Source organism: Pseudomonas cerasi, assembly GCF_027983475.1.
GTDB classification, from domain to species: domain Bacteria; phylum Pseudomonadota; class Gammaproteobacteria; order Pseudomonadales; family Pseudomonadaceae; genus Aquipseudomonas; species Aquipseudomonas cerasi.
This window is the reverse complement of sequence record NZ_JAQJVM010000002.1, coordinates 501,132-517,833: the sequence shown is the minus strand read 5'-3', so window position 1 is coordinate 517,833 and position 16,702 is coordinate 501,132. Positions and strand designations below refer to the sequence as shown.

19 protein-coding genes are annotated in these 16,702 nt (G+C 61.1%); 15 read left to right on the top strand and 4 right to left on the bottom strand.

Annotated features, from left to right (window positions below; genetic code table 11):
• The first annotated feature begins 13 nt into the window (after positions 1–13).
• The 12 genes from PI739_RS11515 to PI739_RS11460 all read left to right on the top strand — a co-directional run bounded on the left by PI739_RS11515 (position 14) and on the right by PI739_RS11460 (position 10,227).
• Positions 14–1,309 carry a cobyrinic acid a,c-diamide synthase CobB gene (locus PI739_RS11515; protein ID WP_003434375.1) on the top strand — a complete coding sequence of 432 codons (1,296 nt, stop codon included), beginning with the start codon at positions 14–16 and terminating at the stop codon, positions 1,307–1,309.
• Positions 1,306–1,956: a 5,6-dimethylbenzimidazole synthase gene (gene bluB / locus PI739_RS11510; protein WP_024661931.1), complete on the top strand. Its 651-nt coding sequence runs from the start codon at positions 1,306–1,308 to the stop codon at positions 1,954–1,956. The genes PI739_RS11515 and bluB overlap by 4 nt, the downstream gene beginning before the upstream one ends.
• Positions 1,953–2,861 (top strand): adenosylcobinamide-phosphate synthase CbiB, encoded by a 909-nt coding sequence (cbiB, locus tag PI739_RS11505; protein WP_003369648.1) that lies wholly within the window; start codon positions 1,953–1,955, stop codon positions 2,859–2,861. The genes bluB and cbiB overlap by 4 nt, the downstream gene beginning before the upstream one ends.
• Positions 2,854–3,858 carry a threonine-phosphate decarboxylase CobD gene (gene cobD, locus PI739_RS11500; protein ID WP_024661930.1) on the top strand — a complete coding sequence of 335 codons (1,005 nt, stop codon included), beginning with the start codon at positions 2,854–2,856 and terminating at the stop codon, positions 3,856–3,858. Before cbiB ends, cobD begins: the two co-directional genes overlap by 8 nt.
• A complete protein-coding gene (locus tag PI739_RS11495; RefSeq protein WP_024661929.1) occupies positions 3,855–5,315 on the top strand; it encodes a cobyric acid synthase in 1,461 nt (486 codons plus the stop codon). The genes cobD and PI739_RS11495 overlap by 4 nt, the downstream gene beginning before the upstream one ends.
• On the top strand, positions 5,316–5,837 hold the full coding sequence (cobU, locus tag PI739_RS11490; protein WP_003369657.1) for a bifunctional adenosylcobinamide kinase/adenosylcobinamide-phosphate guanylyltransferase: 522 nt from the start codon (positions 5,316–5,318) through the stop codon (positions 5,835–5,837).
• The gene (gene cobT, locus PI739_RS11485; RefSeq protein WP_024661928.1) at positions 5,834–6,886 is read left to right on the top strand and encodes a nicotinate-nucleotide--dimethylbenzimidazole phosphoribosyltransferase; all 1,053 of its coding nucleotides are present in this window, start codon (positions 5,834–5,836) and stop codon (positions 6,884–6,886) included. The genes cobU and cobT overlap by 4 nt, the downstream gene beginning before the upstream one ends.
• Positions 6,883–7,455 (top strand): alpha-ribazole phosphatase family protein, encoded by a 573-nt coding sequence (cobC, locus tag PI739_RS11480; RefSeq protein WP_003369660.1) that lies wholly within the window; start codon positions 6,883–6,885, stop codon positions 7,453–7,455. Before cobT ends, cobC begins: the two co-directional genes overlap by 4 nt.
• A 1-nt stretch (position 7,456) precedes the next feature.
• Positions 7,457–8,188, top strand: coding sequence for an adenosylcobinamide-GDP ribazoletransferase (locus PI739_RS11475; protein ID WP_024661927.1), 732 nt, complete (start codon positions 7,457–7,459; stop codon positions 8,186–8,188).
• 98 nt (positions 8,189–8,286) lie between these two features.
• Entirely contained in the window at positions 8,287–9,495 is a 1,209-nt protein-coding gene (locus PI739_RS11470) for an MFS transporter (protein ID WP_003434384.1), read from the top strand.
• On the top strand, positions 9,492–9,614 hold the full coding sequence (locus PI739_RS11465) for a hypothetical protein (RefSeq protein ID WP_003369667.1): 123 nt from the start codon (positions 9,492–9,494) through the stop codon (positions 9,612–9,614). Before PI739_RS11470 ends, PI739_RS11465 begins: the two co-directional genes overlap by 4 nt.
• A 61-nt stretch (positions 9,615–9,675) precedes the next feature.
• Positions 9,676–10,227, top strand: a complete 552-nt coding sequence (locus PI739_RS11460; protein ID WP_003369669.1) for a glutathione peroxidase — start codon at positions 9,676–9,678, stop codon at positions 10,225–10,227.
• Positions 10,228–10,438: 211 nt separating this feature from the next.
• Here PI739_RS11460 and PI739_RS11455 read toward each other — a convergent pair whose 3' ends face one another.
• From PI739_RS11455 to PI739_RS11445, 3 genes are all read right to left on the bottom strand, one after another.
• A complete protein-coding gene (locus PI739_RS11455; protein ID WP_074808934.1) occupies positions 10,439–11,722 on the bottom strand; it encodes an OmpP1/FadL family transporter in 1,284 nt (427 codons plus the stop codon).
• Between the two features lie 240 nt (positions 11,723–11,962).
• The gene (locus PI739_RS11450) at positions 11,963–12,181 is read right to left on the bottom strand and encodes a hypothetical protein (RefSeq protein WP_002554588.1); all 219 of its coding nucleotides are present in this window, start codon (positions 12,179–12,181) and stop codon (positions 11,963–11,965) included.
• Between the two features lie 481 nt (positions 12,182–12,662).
• Entirely contained in the window at positions 12,663–12,968 is a 306-nt protein-coding gene (locus PI739_RS11445; RefSeq protein ID WP_003369674.1) for a hypothetical protein, read from the bottom strand.
• 752 nt (positions 12,969–13,720) lie between these two features.
• Between PI739_RS11445 and rmuC the strand changes: the two genes are divergently transcribed.
• Together rmuC and PI739_RS11435 are read left to right on the top strand one after the other, a co-directional pair.
• The gene (gene rmuC / locus PI739_RS11440) at positions 13,721–15,085 is read left to right on the top strand and encodes a DNA recombination protein RmuC (RefSeq protein ID WP_195843818.1); all 1,365 of its coding nucleotides are present in this window, start codon (positions 13,721–13,723) and stop codon (positions 15,083–15,085) included.
• 199 nt (positions 15,086–15,284) lie between these two features.
• Positions 15,285–15,407, top strand: coding sequence for a PA1414 family protein (locus tag PI739_RS11435; protein ID WP_003418154.1), 123 nt, complete (start codon positions 15,285–15,287; stop codon positions 15,405–15,407).
• Between the two features lie 85 nt (positions 15,408–15,492).
• On the opposite strand, the gene PI739_RS11430 is transcribed toward PI739_RS11435, so the two are convergent.
• Positions 15,493–15,792 carry a hypothetical protein gene (locus PI739_RS11430; protein WP_003369678.1) on the bottom strand — a complete coding sequence of 100 codons (300 nt, stop codon included), beginning with the start codon at positions 15,790–15,792 and terminating at the stop codon, positions 15,493–15,495.
• 225 nt (positions 15,793–16,017) lie between these two features.
• On the opposite strand from PI739_RS11430, the gene PI739_RS11425 reads away from it, so the two are divergent.
• Complete coding sequence (locus PI739_RS11425; RefSeq protein ID WP_054080844.1) at positions 16,018–16,617, top strand: tRNA-uridine aminocarboxypropyltransferase; 600 nt, start codon at positions 16,018–16,020, stop codon at positions 16,615–16,617.
• The last annotated feature ends 85 nt before the right edge of the window (positions 16,618–16,702 follow it).

Sequence of the window (16,702 nt, the reverse complement as noted above, 5' to 3'; positions counted from 1 at the left end):
TGAGCGCATTGCAATGAGAGCCCCGCGTGATTGTCCGGCGGTATTGATCGCTGCGCCTGCCTCCGGGCAAGGCAAAACCACGGTGACCGCTGCACTGGCACGCTTGCACCGCAACCAGGGGCGCAAGGTCCGGGTGTTCAAGTGCGGCCCGGACTTTCTTGACCCGATGATTCTTGAGCGGGCCAGTGGTGCGCCGGTCTATCAACTGGACATGTGGATGGTCGGTGCCGATGAAAGCCGTCGCCTGTTGTGGGAGGCGGCTGACGAGGCGGACCTGATTCTGATCGAAGGGGTCATGGGGCTGTTCGACGGCACGCCGTCGAGCGCCGACCTGTCCCGGCATTTTGGCGTGCCGGTACTCGGTGTGATCGACGGCACGGCCATGGCGCAGACGTTTGGCGCACTGGCGCTGGGCCTGGCGCGCTATCAGCCTGATCTGCCGTTCGCCGGCGTGCTGGCCAATCGCGTCGGCACGGTACGCCATGCGCAGTTGCTGGAGAACAGCCTGACCGAAGGCCTGCGCTGGTACGGCGCACTGTCCCGGGAAGTCGGCTTCGAATTGCCCAGCCGTCATCTGGGGTTGGTCCAGGCCAGTGAGCTCAATGATCTGGACGTGCGTCTGGACATGGCTGCTGCGGCGCTGGCCAGCACCTGTGAAGTGGCTTTGCCGCCGGCCGTGACCTTTACCGCGCCCGACCCGGTTCATGTCGAACCGCTGCTGCGCGGCGTACGCATTGCCATCGCACGCGATGAAGCCTTTGCCTTTCTGTATGGCGCGAGCCTGGAACTGCTGAGGAACATGGGCGCCGAGCTGAGTTTCTTCTCGCCGGTCCATGATCGCGAGCTTCCCGAGGCCGACAGCCTGTACCTGCCCGGTGGCTACCCGGAGCTGCACCACGTGGCGTTGGCCGCCAATGGCACAATGCAGGCTTCGATCAGGGCTCACCATATTGCCGGCAAGCCGATTCTTGCCGAGTGCGGCGGCATGCTCTATTTGCTCGAAGCCCTGACCGATGTCGAGGGCGTGCGCGCCGAACTGGTCGGCTTGCTGTCCGGTGAAGCGGTCATGCAGAAGCGTCTGGCGGCGCTGGCCTTGCAGGCCGTCGAGCTGCCCGAGGGCACGCTGCACGGCCATACCTATCACCACTCGCTGACCAGCACCGAGCTGCAGCCGATTGCGCGTGGCGTCAGCCCCAATGGCGGGCGCGGCGCAGAAGCGGTCTATCGTTTGGGTCGTCTGACCGCGTCCTACGTGCATTTCTATTTTCCTTCCTGCCCCCGGGCGATTGCGGCGCTGTTCAAACCATGACCGAGCAAGCGTTCAGCCCCGAAGAGCGGGCTGCGGTGTACCGCGCTATCGCCGAACGTCGCGACATGCGCCACTTCATCGGTGGTGCGGTCGCGCCCGAGCTATTGGCGCGCGTGCTCGAAGCTGCGCATCAGGCTCCCAGCGTCGGGCTGATGCAGCCGTGGCGCTTCATCCGCATCAGCGATCCGCTATTGCGCGGCAGGATGCAGGCGCAGGTAGAGGAGGAGCGTGTTCGTACCGCCGAGGCGCTGGGGGAGCGAACCGACGAGTTCATGAAGCTCAAGGTCGAAGGCATCAACGACTGCGCAGAAGTGCTGGTCGCCGCGCTGATGGAAGGGCGTGAGCAACACATTTTCGGGCGTCGCACCTTGCCCGAAATGGACATGGCATCGCTGTCCTGCGCGATCCAGAACCTGTGGCTGGCATCGCGTGCAGAAGGCCTGGGCATGGGCTGGGTGTCGCTGTTCGACCCCGAGGCATTGGCCGAACTGCTGGGCATGCCTGACGGCGCGAAGCCGCTGGCGATCATTTGCCTGGGGCCGGTCAAGGAATTCTATCCTGCGCCAATGCTGGTGATGGAAGGCTGGGCGCAGGCGCGTCCGCTGCACGAGCTGCTGTACGAGAATCAATGGGGAGTGAATCAATGAGTGTGGCGCTGTTGAGCGTCGCCGGGGTCGCGCTGGATGCGCTGCTCGGTGAGCCAAAACGATGGCATCCGCTGGTGGCGTTCGGCAACTTCGCCAATCGGGTCGAGCAGCGTTTCAACAGTGGCGGCCGTGGCTGGCGCAGTCACGGCGTTACCGCCTGGGTCATCACCGTTGTGCCGCTGACGCTGCTGGCCACGCTGCTGAGCTGGTTGCCTGGCGTGGGCTGGCTGTTCGAGATTCTGGCGCTGTATGGCGCGCTGGGCATGCGCAGTCTGGGCGAGCACGTTCAGCCGGTGGCGCAAGCGCTGCGCAGTGATGATCTGGTTGAAGCACGTCAGCGGGTCGGTTATCTGGTCAGTCGCCAGACCACTGAGCTGGACGCTACCGAAGTCGCCCGCGCAGCCACCGAGTCGGTGCTGGAGAACGGTAGCGATGCGGTGTTCGCAGCGTTATTCTGGTTTGTCGTGGCCGGTGCGCCCGGCGTGGTGCTGTACCGGCTGAGCAATACGCTGGACGCCATGTGGGGCTATCGCAACGAGCGCTTTGAGCGTTTTGGCTGGGCTGCGGCGAAGATCGACGATCTGCTCAACTATATTCCCGCACGTCTTGTGGCATTGACTTACGCCTTGTTGGGCAAGACCCGACTGGCGCTGCGTTGCTGGCGCACACAGGCTCCGGCCTGGGACAGTCCGAATGCCGGTCCGGTGATGGCCGCTGGCGCAGGCGCGCTGGGTGTCGAACTGGGTGGCGCGGCGATCTACCACGGCGAGTTGCATCAGCGTCCGCAACTGGGTGAGGGTGCGCCTGCCGACGCGGACTCGATCGATCGCGGCTGGCAACTGGTGCAGCGCGGCGTCTGGTTATGGCTGCTGGTCATCTGCGTGGCGGCTGAATTTTATGCTTGAGCACGGCGGGCGGTTGCGCGCGGCGGCGCAGCATTACGGTATTCAGCTAGCCGACTGGCTGGACCTGTCCACTGGGATCGCGCCCTGGTCGTGGCCCATCCCGGAGATTCCGACGCGTGCCTGGGCGCGGTTGCCCGAGACCGACGATGGTCTGGAAGCGGCGGCCTGCGCGTATTACGGTGTGTCCCGGTTATTGCCGGTGTCTGGTTCGCAGGCCGCGATTCAGGCACTGCCGCGGGTGCGCAGCGGGGGGCGAGTTGGCGTTCTGTCGCCCTGCTACGCAGAGCACGCGCATGCCTGGCGCAAGAACGGTTTCGTGGTCCGTGAGGTGGGTGAGCAGGAGGTCGACTACTTCCTCGACAGCCTGGACATACTGGTAGTGGTCAACCCCAACAACCCGACCGGTCTGCACCTGAGCGCCGAGCGCTTGCTGGAGTGGCATGCACGACTGGCCGAGCGCGGTGGCTGGCTGGTCGTCGATGAAGCGTTCATGGATAACACGCCGGGCATGAGCCTGGCGGCCGAAACGGGGCGCAGCGGGCTGATCGTCCTGCGTTCGTTCGGCAAGTTTTTCGGCCTGGCTGGCGTGAGGCTCGGTTTTGTCATGGCCGAGCCGGTGCTGTTGAGGATGCTGGCGCAGGAAATCGGCCCCTGGTCGGTCAGTGGGCCAACCCGGATCATCGGTCAGGTGTGCCTCAGTGATCAGCAGGGGCAGGCGCGTCAACGTGAGCGCTGTGACCAGGCCCGCGACCGGCTGGTGGCGTTGCTCGACCGCTACGCTCTGACCCCGCAAGGCGGCTGTGCGCTGTTCCAATGGCTGGTGACCCCTGAGGCGCAGACGCTCTATGAGTTTTGTGCGCGGCGCGGCGTGCTGCTGCGTCTGTTCAAGGGTGACACCTCCGAGTCGTCCAGTCTGCGTTTCGGTCTGCCCCGCGACGAGGCCGACTGGCTGCGGCTGCACGATGTTCTGCTTGAATACCGCAAGGAATACCCATGAGCACGCTGATGGTACAAGGCACCACCTCCGATGCCGGCAAAAGCACTCTGGTGACGGCCCTGTGCCGCTGGCTGACTCGTCAGGGCGTCAGGGTCGTGCCGTTCAAGCCGCAGAACATGGCGCTCAACAGCGCGGTGACTGCAGACGGCGGCGAGATCGGCCGCGCGCAGGCCGTGCAGGCGCAGGCGTGCTACCTCGAACCGCACACCGACATGAACCCGGTGCTGCTCAAGCCCAACAGTGACACGGGCGCGCAGGTGATCATTCACGGCCGTGCAGTGACCACCATGAACGCGGTGGCTTATCACGGCTACAAAGAGATCGCCATGCAGGCGGTGCTGGAATCCCATCGGCGCCTGGGTGAAAGCTACCCGGTGATCGTGGTCGAGGGCGCGGGTTCTCCGGCCGAGATCAACCTGCGCGCCAACGATATCGCCAACATGGGCTTTGCCGAGGCGGTCGACTGCCCGGTGCTGCTGATTGCCGATATCAATCGTGGCGGGGTGTTTGCCCATCTGGTCGGCACCCTCGAGCTGCTGTCGCCCAGTGAGCAGGCGCGGGTCAAGGGTTTCATCATCAACCGTTTTCGCGGTGACATCGCCTTGTTGCAGCCGGGTCTGGACTGGCTGGAAGCACGCACCGGCAAGCCGGTGGTTGGCGTGCTGCCCTACGTGATGGACCTGCACCTCGAAGCCGAAGACGGCCTGGACCAGCGCCAGACCGACAAGGTCGAGCATGTGCTGAACGTGGTGGTCCCGGTGCTGCCTCGCATCAGTAATCACACTGATTTCGACCCGCTGCGCCTGCACCCTCAGGTCAATCTGCAGTTCATCGGTCCCGGCCAGGCGATTCCTCCTGCGGACCTGATCATTCTGCCCGGCTCGAAAAGCGTGCGCAGTGATCTGAACTACCTGCGCAACAATGGCTGGGACACCGCCATCGAGCGGCATTTGCGTTATGGCGGCAAGCTGATGGGGATCTGCGGCGGCCTGCAAATGCTCGGTGAGCAGGTGCACGATCCTCTCGGGCTGGAAGGCGCAGCCGGGTCCAGCGCCGGGTTTGGCCTACTGGCAATGAGCACGGTGCTGGAAGCGGAAAAGCAACTGCGCAATGTGCGCGGTCGTCTGACCCTGGAAGACGCCGAGGTCAGCGGCTACGAAATTCATGCCGGGGTAACGACAGGGCCGGCGCTGGAGCAGGCTGCCGTGCAACTGGACGACGGGCGTTGCGATGGCGCGCAGAGTGTCGACGGGCAGGTGCTCGGGACTTACCTGCACGGCCTGTTCGAATCACCTGCGGCCTGTAGCGCGTTACTGCGCTGGGCGGGGTTGGCGAACGTGCAGTCCGTCGACTATCACGCCCTGCGCGAGCGCGACATCGAACGTCTGGCGGACCTGGTGGAAAAACACCTGGACGGCCCATTGCTTCGCGAACTGTGTGGCCTGGAGGCGAACTGAATGCTGCAATTGATCCTCGGCGGCGCGCGTTCCGGCAAGAGTCGCCTGGCGGAAAAACTGGCCGCCGACAGCACGCTGAAGGTGACCTACATCGCCACCAGTCAGCCTCTGGACGGCGAAATGAATCAGCGTGTTGCGAGCCATCGCGCACGCCGTCCCGAGCACTGGGGGTTGGTCGAAGAGCCGATCGAGCTGGCGCGGGTGCTGCGCGAAAATGCGGCGCCCGATTGCTGCCTGCTAGTCGATTGCCTGACCCTCTGGCTGACCAATCTGCTGATGCTCGACAACCCCGAGCGCCTGCTTCAAGAACGTGAATCCCTGCTCGACAGCCTTGCCGGGCTGCCGGGTGAAATCATTTTTGTCAGCAACGAAACCGGGCTTGGCGTCGTGCCGCTCGGCGAACTGACCCGTCGCTATGTCGATGAAGCCGGCCTGTTGCATCAGGCGCTGGCCGAGCGTTGCCAGCGTGTCGTGTTGACCGTTGCCGGCTTGCCCCTGACGTTGAAAGGAACCGCGCTATGAGTAATTCCTGGTGGCTCAAGCCTGCACAGGCCATTGATGTACCGATGCGCGAGGCGGCACTGGCCCGTCAGCAGCAACTGACCAAACCCGCCGGTTCGCTGGCGCAACTGGAGCGCCTGGCGGTACAGCTGGCCGGTTTGCAAGGGCGTGAGCGTCCGGCCGCCGATCAACTGTGGATCGCGATTTTTGCCGCTGATCATGGTGTCGTCGCTGAAGGTGTGTCGGCGTATCCACAGGAAGTCACCGGGCAGATGCTGCACAACTTCGTCAACGGCGGCGCCGCGATCAGCGTGCTGGCGCGTCAGCTCTCCGCGCAACTGGACGTGGTCGATCTGGGCACTGTGTCGCCAATGGATTTGCCCGGGGTGCGCCATCTGCGCATTGGCGCGGGCACCGCTAATTTTGCCTATGGGCCGGCCATGAGTGTCGAGCAGGGGCTCGCTGCCCTGCAGGCCGGGCGTGACAGCGTATTGCGCGCCAAGGCTGTCGGCACTGAACTGTTCATCGGCGGCGAGATGGGCATCGGCAACACCACAGCCGCCAGCGCAGTCGCCTGCTCGTTGCTGGAGTGCGCTGCGCCGTTGCTGGTCGGACCCGGTACCGGGCTGAACGCCGAGGGCATTCAGCACAAGACTCATGTCATCGAGCGCGCACTGGCATTGCACGTCGATCAGGCGGGAGACCCGTTGAACAGCCTGTTCTGCATGGGCGGCTTCGAAATCGCCGCGCTGACCGGTGCGTACCTGGCCTGCGCGCAGGAAGGTATTGCGGTACTGGTCGACGGTTTCATTTGCAGCGTGGCCGCGCTGGTAGCGGTGCGCCTGAATCCCTCCTGCCGCAACTGGCTGTTGTTCGGTCATCGGGGCGCCGAACCGGGCCACCGGCATCTGCTGGAAACGCTGCAGGCCGAACCGCTGCTGGACCTCGGTTTGCGTCTGGGCGAGGGCAGCGGTGCCGCACTGGCTGTGCCGCTGGTACGCCTGGCGTGCGAGCTGCACAGCGGCATGGCGACGTTTGCCGAAGCGGCTGTGGCGGATCGCCCCGCATGACCTTGCACCTGGACCTGTTGCGGCACGGCGAAACCGAACTGGGCGGCGGCCTGCGCGGCAGTCTCGACGACGCGCTGACCGAGTCTGGCTGGCAGCAGATGCGTGCGGCGGTGGTCGATTGCGGCCCTTGGACGCGGATTGTCAGCTCGCCGCTGCAACGTTGCGCACGTTTCTCCGAAGAGCTGGCGCAGCGCTTGTCGTTGCCTCTGCACCTGGAGCCAGGTTTGCAGGAGCTGCATTTCGGCGACTGGGAAGGGCACAGCCCTGCGCAACTCATGGAAACCGATGCGCAGGGCCTGGGTCTGTTCTGGGCGGACCCCTACGCGTTCACCCCCCCCAACGGCGAGCCGGTGCTGGATTTCTCGAGCCGGGTATTGAGTGCCATTGAGCGTCTGCATCAGGCTTACGCCGGTGAGCGCGTGTTGCTGGTCAGTCATGGCGGTGTCATGCGCTTGCTGGTGGCGCAGGCGCGTGGTTTGCCGCGTGAGCAACTGTTGCAGGTAGTGGTCGGGCATGGCGCGCTGTTGTCGATTCAGGTCGCTGCTGATCGCGTACTCACGGAGATCTGAGATGCTGCCGTTCTGGATCGCCCTGCAATTTCTCGGCAGCCTGCCGATCAGACTGCCCGGCATGCCGCGCCCTGAAGAGCTAGGACGCTCCTTGCTGTACTACCCGTTGGTCGGGGCGGTGTTCGGCACGCTGCTGCTGGGCTTCAACACCTTGCTCAGTGGTACGCCGCTCATTCTGCACGCCGCGCTGGTACTCAGTGCCTGGGTATTGCTAAGCGGCGGCCTGCATCTGGACGGTCTGGCCGACAGTGCTGACGCCTGGCTGGGCGGCTTCGGTGACCGTGAACGCACCTTGAAGATCATGAAGGACCCACGCAGCGGGCCTATCGCCGTGGTCACACTGGTCCTGGTGCTGCTGCTCAAGTTTGCTGCGATTCTGGCGCTGATCGAGAGCCATGCCAGTGTCTGGCTGCTGTTGGCGCCGGTGATCGGGCGCGCGGCCATGCTTGGGCTGTTTCTGGGAACGCCGTATGTGCGTTCCGGGGGATTGGGGCAGGCGCTCGCCGATCACCTGCCGCGTGGCCCTGGACGCAAGGTTTTGGCCGCCACTGCCATTGTGTGCGTGCTGCTCGCCGGCTGGTCAGGGGTAGCTGTATTGCTGGTCTGCGCCGTTTGTTTCTTCTGGCTGCGGCAGTTGATGATGCGCCGTCTGGGCGGCTGCACCGGCGATACGGCCGGGGCATTGCTTGAGCTGCTGGAATTGGCGGTGCTGCTGACGCTGGCGCTGCTTTGAGACCCTGCACAACGCTTTGTTGACAGCTTTTACCGGCAGCGCGTAGCTTCGCGAATTGCGGGTCAAACCATGTAACACAAAGCGCAGGGAGCTTAACCATGACATCGATCTGGCGTACCAGTGGCTGGGTTCTGCTGGGCAGTGCGTTGATTCTTGCGCTTTCGCTGGGTACGCGGCACGGCTTCGGTCTGTTTCTGGCACCCATGAGTGCCGAGTTTGGCTGGGGGCGTGAAGTCTTTGCCTTTGCCATCGCCCTGCAGAATCTGATGTGGGGCCTGGCGCAGCCCTTCGCCGGGGCGCTGGCAGATCGATTCGGGGCGGCGAAAGTTGTCTTCGTCGGCGGTGTGCTGTATGCAGCAGGTCTGCTGTGTATGAGTACCGCCGATTCTTCCCTCAGCCTTTCATTGAGCGCCGGTCTGCTGATCGGTATCGGTCTGTCCGGCACATCGTTTTCGGTCATCCTGGGGGTCGTGGGGCGTGCGCTGCCTGCGGAAAAACGCAGTATGGGCATGGGGATCGCCAGCGCCGCCGGCTCATTCGGTCAGTTCGCCATGCTGCCCGGTACATTGGGTTTGATCAGTTGGCTGGGCTGGTCCGGCGCCTTGCTGGTGCTGGGTGTGATGGTGGCGTTGATCCTGCCTCTGGTGGGCATGCTCAAGGATACGCCGAGTGTATCCACCGGCGTCGAACTGACCCTCGGCGAGGCGCTGCGCGAGGCGTGCTCGCATTCGGGGTTCTGGCTGTTGGCGCTGGGGTTCTTTGTCTGCGGTTTTCAAGTGGTCTTCATTGGCGTGCACTTACCGGCCTATCTGGTGGATCAGCACTTGCCCGCCAAGGTTGGCACTACAGTGCTGGCCCTGATTGGCCTGTTCAATATCTTCGGCACCTATACCGCAGGCTGGCTGGGCGGGCGCATGTCCAAACCCCGGCTGCTGACTGTGCTTTACCTGTTGCGCGCGGTGGTGATCGTGCTGTTTCTCTGGATACCCTTGAGCCAGACCACGGCGTATCTGTTCGGCGTGGCGATGGGCTTGCTGTGGCTGTCGACCGTGCCGCTGACCAACGGTACGGTTGCGACACTGTTCGGTGTGCGTAACCTGTCGATGCTGGGCGGCATCGTCTTTCTGTTTCACCAGTTGGGCGCCTTCCTCGGTGGCTGGCTGGGCGGGCTGGTGTATGACCGCACCGGCAGCTACGACCTGATCTGGCAAGTCTCGATCCTGCTGAGCCTGCTCGCGGCGGCGCTCAACTGGCCGGTGCGCGAGCGCCCGGTGGCGCGCTTGCAGGCGCAGGGCAGTCTGGCATGAGTCGGCGATGGCCTTTGCTGATGGCACTGCTGGTGGGCGCGGTGGTGCTGGGATTGCTCTGGTGGGCCTGGCAGCATGTCGGGCTGGCCGCTCTGCAATTGGGAATGGGCGCTTGCTAGGCAGACGCTCCGGCATGGGGTAGCGTGTCGGCAGACGACAACAATATTCAGGGCCGCCATGATGAACATTCGCTTTCTTTCGATCCCTCTTTTGCTGCTGGCCGTGAGCGGTGCAGCGATGGCTGCCGACTGCCCGCCATTGCTGCAAGGCGAATTGCCCAAGCTGCGCGCCAAGGAAAACATCGACCTGTGCAAACGCTTCGCCGGCAAGCCGCTGGTGGTGGTCAATACTGCCAGCTTCTGCGGCTTCGCTCCGCAGTTCAAAGGTCTTGAAGAGCTGAGTCAGCGCTACAAGGGGCAGGGGCTCGAGGTGTTGGGCGTGCCGTCCAATGATTTCAAACAGGAAGCCAAGGATGGTGAGGAGACCGCCAAGGTCTGCTACGTCAACTATGGCGTGACCTTCACCATGACCGAGCCGCAGGCGGTACGCGGTGATGATGCGACCCACTTGTTCAAGGTGCTGGCCGAGCAGAGCAGTGCGCCGCGCTGGAACTTTTACAAATACGTGGTTGATCGCCAGGGCAAGGTCATCGCCAACTTCTCCAGCATGACCAAGCCGGATGATCCGGAGCTGATCGCAGCCATTGAGAAGGCGATTGCGTCGAAGCCTTAGGGGCAAAAAAGGGCGGTTTGAGTCTTGTTTGAATCGACCACCCTTGTGTGACGCGGAGTGCCACAAAGAGGACGCAGAGCGTCCAGAACTGCATGCCGACGTGGAGCATCGGCACGCTAGTCAATCAATGCAGGTCTGAGCGCTCCAGGTACGCAATAAAAAGCCCGCAACCATCACTGGTTGCGGGCTTTTTTCAGCCTGGCAGTTGCTATCAGAAGCGATAGGTAACCGAAGTGCCCAGGCCGTGAGCAGTGTTACGGTAGTCGGCGCTGTACGAGCCTTTAGACGGGCTGCTGTCGCGGATCTTGGTTTCGTCTTCACGCAGGTACGAATACGCCACGTCGATGGTCAGGTCGTCGGTCGGGCTCCAGCCTGCACCGAAGCTGATGATCTTGCGATCGCCGGTCGGGATGCGTGGGGAGCGGTTGACGTTGTTGGTCGGCGACTGATCAACGGAGAAGCCGGTGCGCAGCGTCCACTCTTTATTGACCTTATACGACGCACCGATGGCGTGTGCCCAGGTGTCGTGCCAGTTCTGTTCTTCGGTGATGGTGCCGATTGGGCCTGCGGAACCGCCCAGCAGGGCAGGGACGCCATCGTTGTTGACGGTGATGTCTTGCAGGCGGCTCCAGCGAGTCCAGGTACTGCCGGCGTAGACCGTCCAGTTCTCGTCGATCTGCTGGGTGATGGAGAAGTCCACGGACTCAGGCGTGGAGATGTCCAGCGAAGCGTCATACTTCTGACCGCCGAACGGACCAAAGCCCGAACCTTCGATCTTGGTCTTGCCCTTGAGCTTGTAATCGACCTTGGAGTGGTAAGTCAGGCCCAGGCGGGTGGTGTCGGTAGCCTGGACCAGAATGCCGGCATTGAAGCCGACTGCGGTGTCATCGCCTTCGATCTTCACCTTGCCGTCGTTACGGCCAAGCGAGCTAGTATTCAGGGTCGCAGAGGTCAGCTCGCCGTCGATACGGTTGATCGTCGGGCCGAAACCGATGGAGACCTTGTCGTTGAATGCATAGCTGACGGTCGGCTGGAAGGTCACGACCTGGACGTGACTCTTGTCGCCAAAATAGCGGCCAGCGAAGCCTTTTTCGTAATCAGTGACCAGGCCGAACGGTACGTACACGCCCAGACCAAATGCCCAGTGATCATCGATTGGTTTGACGTAGTAGCCCATGGGTACGCCGACCACCGGAACCATATCGCCGTCGTTGCTGCCGCCAAATGTGCCACGACCGTTGTCGATGTCGGTCTTGGCGATCACGGCAGCTGCGCCGACGCTGATTTGTTCGCGTTTGATGCGGGACATACCGGCAGGGTTGCCGAATACGGTGCTTGCGTCATCGGCTGACGAGGAGCGACCTGCAAAGCCGGTGCCCATGCCGCTGATGCTTTGTTCGTTGAGGGCAAAGCCGGCAGCGAGCAGTTGAGAAGAGGCCAGACCCAGTGCGAGTCCAAGCGTTGTCCGGTTCAGTGCTTTTGTCATTATTTTCATTATTAGAACTCCTTGTTGTTCACCGGTCGAAAATTACCAACATTTTCGACGGCGCGCTATAGGCTGAGGAGCCCGATTTAGAGCTATTCTTGTAGGACAATCCCATCAAGGGAGTAGGAATTGCAATTTAGAGCAAGTTCCAGTGCTGCAGGCATTGTGTGATGCAGACGATACAAAGCGCGCATAAAAAAACCCCGCCTTTGCAGTGCGGGGCTTTCGGCTTGCGGTGCAGCGTTTTCGTCAGGCGATGAGGGCCTGACGGGTACGCTCGATCACGGCCTGCAGCGGCTCGGCGCTGGCGTACTGATCGGGGTACAGGCGTTCGCTGTGGCGGGCGATGCCGTGTTCATTGACGATGGTGAAGCTGAAGCAGCCTTTGCGAGCGGCCATGATCAGGCAGTTCATCGGGGCAAAAGCATTGGTCAATGTGTGAATTGCATGTTGAGTCTGAGTATTCATATTCAAGGTGTTTCCTGAAGCAACACGGAACAATACCGTGCAAAAATAAAGATTCCAGTAAACGCGGGCCGACATTTGATACAAAAGCCTGGCTGGGCGGAGAACCTGACTGGAACAAAGACAGGCAGTTGAAGCGCGCTTTATCGTATGGCGCTCTGGCTGACCGGTAGGTACTTAGGAGGGCAGGCAACACAACAGGAGCAAAGGTTCTACGCTCCGGGTGAAGATCCTGATCAATTGCAGGCTGGTTGAAGCAGACCATGAGAGCCATAACTGCACTGTCACCCCAAATGGTGCATCAGCGCGAGAGGTTCATGTCTGGAAACCATCGAGGTGGTCGATCCCTTGTTGCCAACATTCTCGTCGCATGGAGGAGTGTCTGTCGGGGGACTTGTCGACCGGAATTGATTTTCAGCTTGGTACTAACGGCGGCGATATTACCCGCCTCATCGAAACATTGCAAGTGGCAGTGAATGAATCTTCACCAGTGCCCGACCAGTCGATAGATCAGTACAGTAACCGATGCAACCATCGAGCAGCCCAGCAGGTAGGCGGCTACGGTCAGCCGTAGTGACCTGCGGCTTTCGATGGCGCGCATGATATCGCCTGTCGCGTTGATACGCCCGTTGCTCAGATCGCTGCAGATGATCAGCATCAGGGCAATCGCCGACAGCAGCACGCTGTAGGCGAACACGCCGCCGTCCGGGGGTGGCAGTACGATACTGACTGCCAGGGCGACGAGGCAGACGGCCAACAACAGCAGGAAGAACCTGGCGATCTCCTTCATGGATTCCTTCACTGAATCGTTGGTGAATTAGGGTGAGGTGCATTTTTGCCAGTGCTTGGACCGCGGGTTGTGCAATTTGTCGCCTGCGTCGCTTTCATCGCCCCGAATAATGCTCGAAATGCGTCGTCAGCCCTGTCGATCCAGCACCTGAAAACCTGCTGAAAGCCTTGTATTCATTGAGAATACGTTGCAATTGAGCAAACATTACATGACGCGTGAAATGATGAAAAAGGGGCATGCTCATGAGTTGTGCACATTAGCGGCACAAGCTGCCACATCACTGTCACAACCGAAGCTAAGGGTTTGATTTATGATGGTGAATTATTAAGTCAATGAAAAACATCGTTTTTTTTAGCTGGTGAAAAAATCGTCAGTTTGAGCGCAGGCCCCATGCTGCTTGCGTTTGCGGAAGTTAAAGGGGGGTTGTCCACTGAGTTATCCACAGCTTCTGTGGATTGTCCCGCGCAAAATGTCCCCCTAATAGGGGCTGTGTGCCGCGCTGAAAACGCGTACAATCCGTTCCCCCGATTTACCCCCGCCTGTTGATCCCGTCTCACCCGAGACGATGTTTCTGCTGCACTATCACGCTCTACCCAAACTGCCGCTGGCCCTTATTATTCAGCCCGCATGGAGTCTTTATGGCACTGGACCTGAACAGCCTGTTACTGGGGCTTGGCGCAGCAGCATTGCCCTTGCTGGGCCTGCTCTGGCATTTGCAGCGCCGTCTGGCCGCTCGCCAGGCTGAGAGCGCCCTGCTCGACGAGCGTCTGAGCATGGCGCAAATGGCGCAGGAGGGTCTCAATGCCCAGCTGGATGCGTGCCGTGACGAGGTCAGCGACCTCAGTCAGGCCAATGCGGCCAAGCAGGCTGACCTTGCGGCATTGCGCCGCGAGGTCGAGTTGCTGCGCCAGGAAAGCGATAACGCGCGCGAAACGGCGCAGGACTGGAATCATGAACGTGCCGCCAGAGAGGCGGAGTTGCGCCGTCTTGATGCGCAGTGTGCCGCGCTTAACGCTGAGTTGCGCGAACAGCAGGATGGCCATCAGCAGCGCCTGAACGATTTGCAGGATTCCCGGGATGAACTGCGCGCGCAGTTCGCCGAACTGGCGGGCAAGATTTTCGATGAGCGCGAGCAGCGCTTCGCCGAGACCAGCCAGCAGCAGTTGGGCCAATTGCTCACGCCGCTCAAGGAACGTATCCAGTCGTTCGAAAAGCGTGTCGAGGAAAGTTACCAGAACGAAGCGCGCGAACGCTTCTCCCTGGCCAAGGAGCTGGAACGTCTGCAGCAGTTGAATCAGCGTTTGAGTGATGAGGCGACCAACCTGACACGCGCCTTGAAGGGGCAGAAGACCCAGGGCAACTGGGGCGAGTTGATCCTGGAACGCGTGCTGGAGCATGCCGGGCTTGAAAAGGGCCGTGAGTACCAGACGCAAATCAGCCTCAAGGGGCCGGACGGTGAGCGCTTTCAGCCTGACGTGCTGATCATGTTGCCGGGCGACAAGCAGGTGGTGGTCGACGCCAAGGTCAGCCTGACGGCCTACCAGCAATATGTGTCTGCCGATGACGAGGTGATTGGACAGGCTGCGCTGAAGCAGCACGTACTGTCGCTGCGTAACCATGTCAAAGGCTTGTCAGGCAAGGATTACAAGCGTCTCGAAGGGCTGCACAGTCTGGATTTCGTTCTGCTCTTCGTGCCGATCGAAGCGGCTTTTTCTGCCGCCTTGCAGGCCGAGCCGAATCTGTTTCAGGAGGCCTTCGATCGCAACATCGTGATTGTCAGTCCCACGACCTTGCTTGCCACGTTGCGGGTGATTGACAGCTTGTGGAAGCAGGAGCGTCAGAGCCAGAACGCCCGTGAGATCGCCGAGCGGGCAGGCTGGCTGTACGACAAGTTCGTATTGTTCATCCAGGATCTGGATGAGGTAGGCAACCGCCTGCAACAGCTGGATAAGGCCTATTCGGCAGCGCGCAACAAGCTCACCGAAGGGCGCGGTAACCTGATCAGCCGCAGCGAACAACTCAAACTGCTCGGTGCGCGGGCCAGCAAGAGTCTGCCCGCCGATTTACTGGAGCGGGCGATGACCGATAATGATGGCCTGATCAGCCCGCCGGACTGAGCTGCTCGAATCGTCGGCGTAATGTTCAGTAACAGGCCGTCCGTCGCAAAGACTAGAAGCGATCCTGCACAAATGTCACATTGGCTCCATCGGGAAAATTGTTTCTCGTTGCACTCGGCTAACAGTTCATTTGCTTCTATGATCTCTAGTGAGTGATGAGTACGGATCGACTGCCGAGTATTTCCCTCAAGGGGGCTCTATGAATAGCAAACTGCAAGAATGGCTCCACGATGTAGGCGTTGCACTGGGTCTGATAGAACGCCCAAAACTGCAACCCATTCCGGTTCGTGCCGACGACGATCGTCGCCGTCAACGCCGGTAAGCCTCTCGCCTGATCCTGGCCACAGGGTAGTGCGCATGTTGAGTTTCGTCGGGGCGCACAGGGCGTCCCGATACAAGAGCCGGCGCTAATGCTGATGCCCGGGCTCGTTCTTCGGCTCTATCGAGCCCTTTTCCGTCTCCTGCAATAAAATCAGTCCTATGATCCTGTGCAACGCAAACTGTCCGGGGCTGGCGATCACCGCTGTCCTGATGGTTTCCGTGAGTGTGAAGCCGAGGGCTTCCTTCAGTTCGAGGAAAAACAGCTCGATATCATCGTCATCAAGGGCCAGATCGGCGAGCGTGGCGTCATCCTGAATCGCGCTCTTGTCCACTAGAATGATGCCTAGAGCGTTGAATACCTTTTGCCTGATCTCTTCGCGATTCATGAAAGCCCCTGATGTGGATCTTGTCAGATACAACAGGCGTACTTCATTTATCCAGCCCAGATCCATGAGGCTAGCTCAAATCGCCGTTGCGGCTGTGGATTGCCCCGCCGTTATGGTGCCGATTTGTTTAAAATGCAGGGCTGTTCGACAGGCGGTTGGTGGCAACGCTGATTCGTTGTGCTGTGCAGCACCTTTAACCTTGTGAGATTGACCGAGTACTGATCCATGTCCCGCGCCCGTTGTGAGCGTTGTCTGCGTCCTGCCACGCATTGTCTGTGCGCCCTGATTCCGCAGCTGGACAGCCGCACGCGAGTGTTGATCCTGCAGCATCCCGATGAAGTCGGCCATGCCTTGAACACCGCCCGACTGGCCGCGCTCGGTCTGGTCAATGCGCAGTTGTTGGTGGGCGAAGTGTTCGACGATCTGCAGCAGATTCTGAATCCGCCCGGCTATCAGCCTCGATTGCTGTTTCCGGGTGAGGCTGCGCAGGCGCTGACGCCTTATGCGCAGGATTCACTGCCCATGCTGCTGGTCGTGCCGGATGGCACGTGGCGCAAGGCGCGCAAACTGCTGCACCTCAACCCCTTGCTCGCCGAGCTGCCAAGGGTGACGCCGGGCGACGTGCCTGTTTCGCGTTATCGCTTGCGCAAGGCGCCCGGCCCTGAGGCCTTGTCGACACTTGAGGCCATCGCGCATACCTTGCAGATGCTGGAAGCACCCACCTCGTTCGAGGCGTTGCTCAAGCCGTTCGATGCGTTGATCGAAGGTCAGATTCAGGCCATGGGCAGTGAGACCTACCAGCGCAATCACGGCGGCCAGCGGTAAGGAACACAATTTGCGCCGTTAACTGCACCCAGCTGTAACTGTTGCTTTGCCGATCAGCGCCTAGAATGGGGGTTCTGTTCTGTCT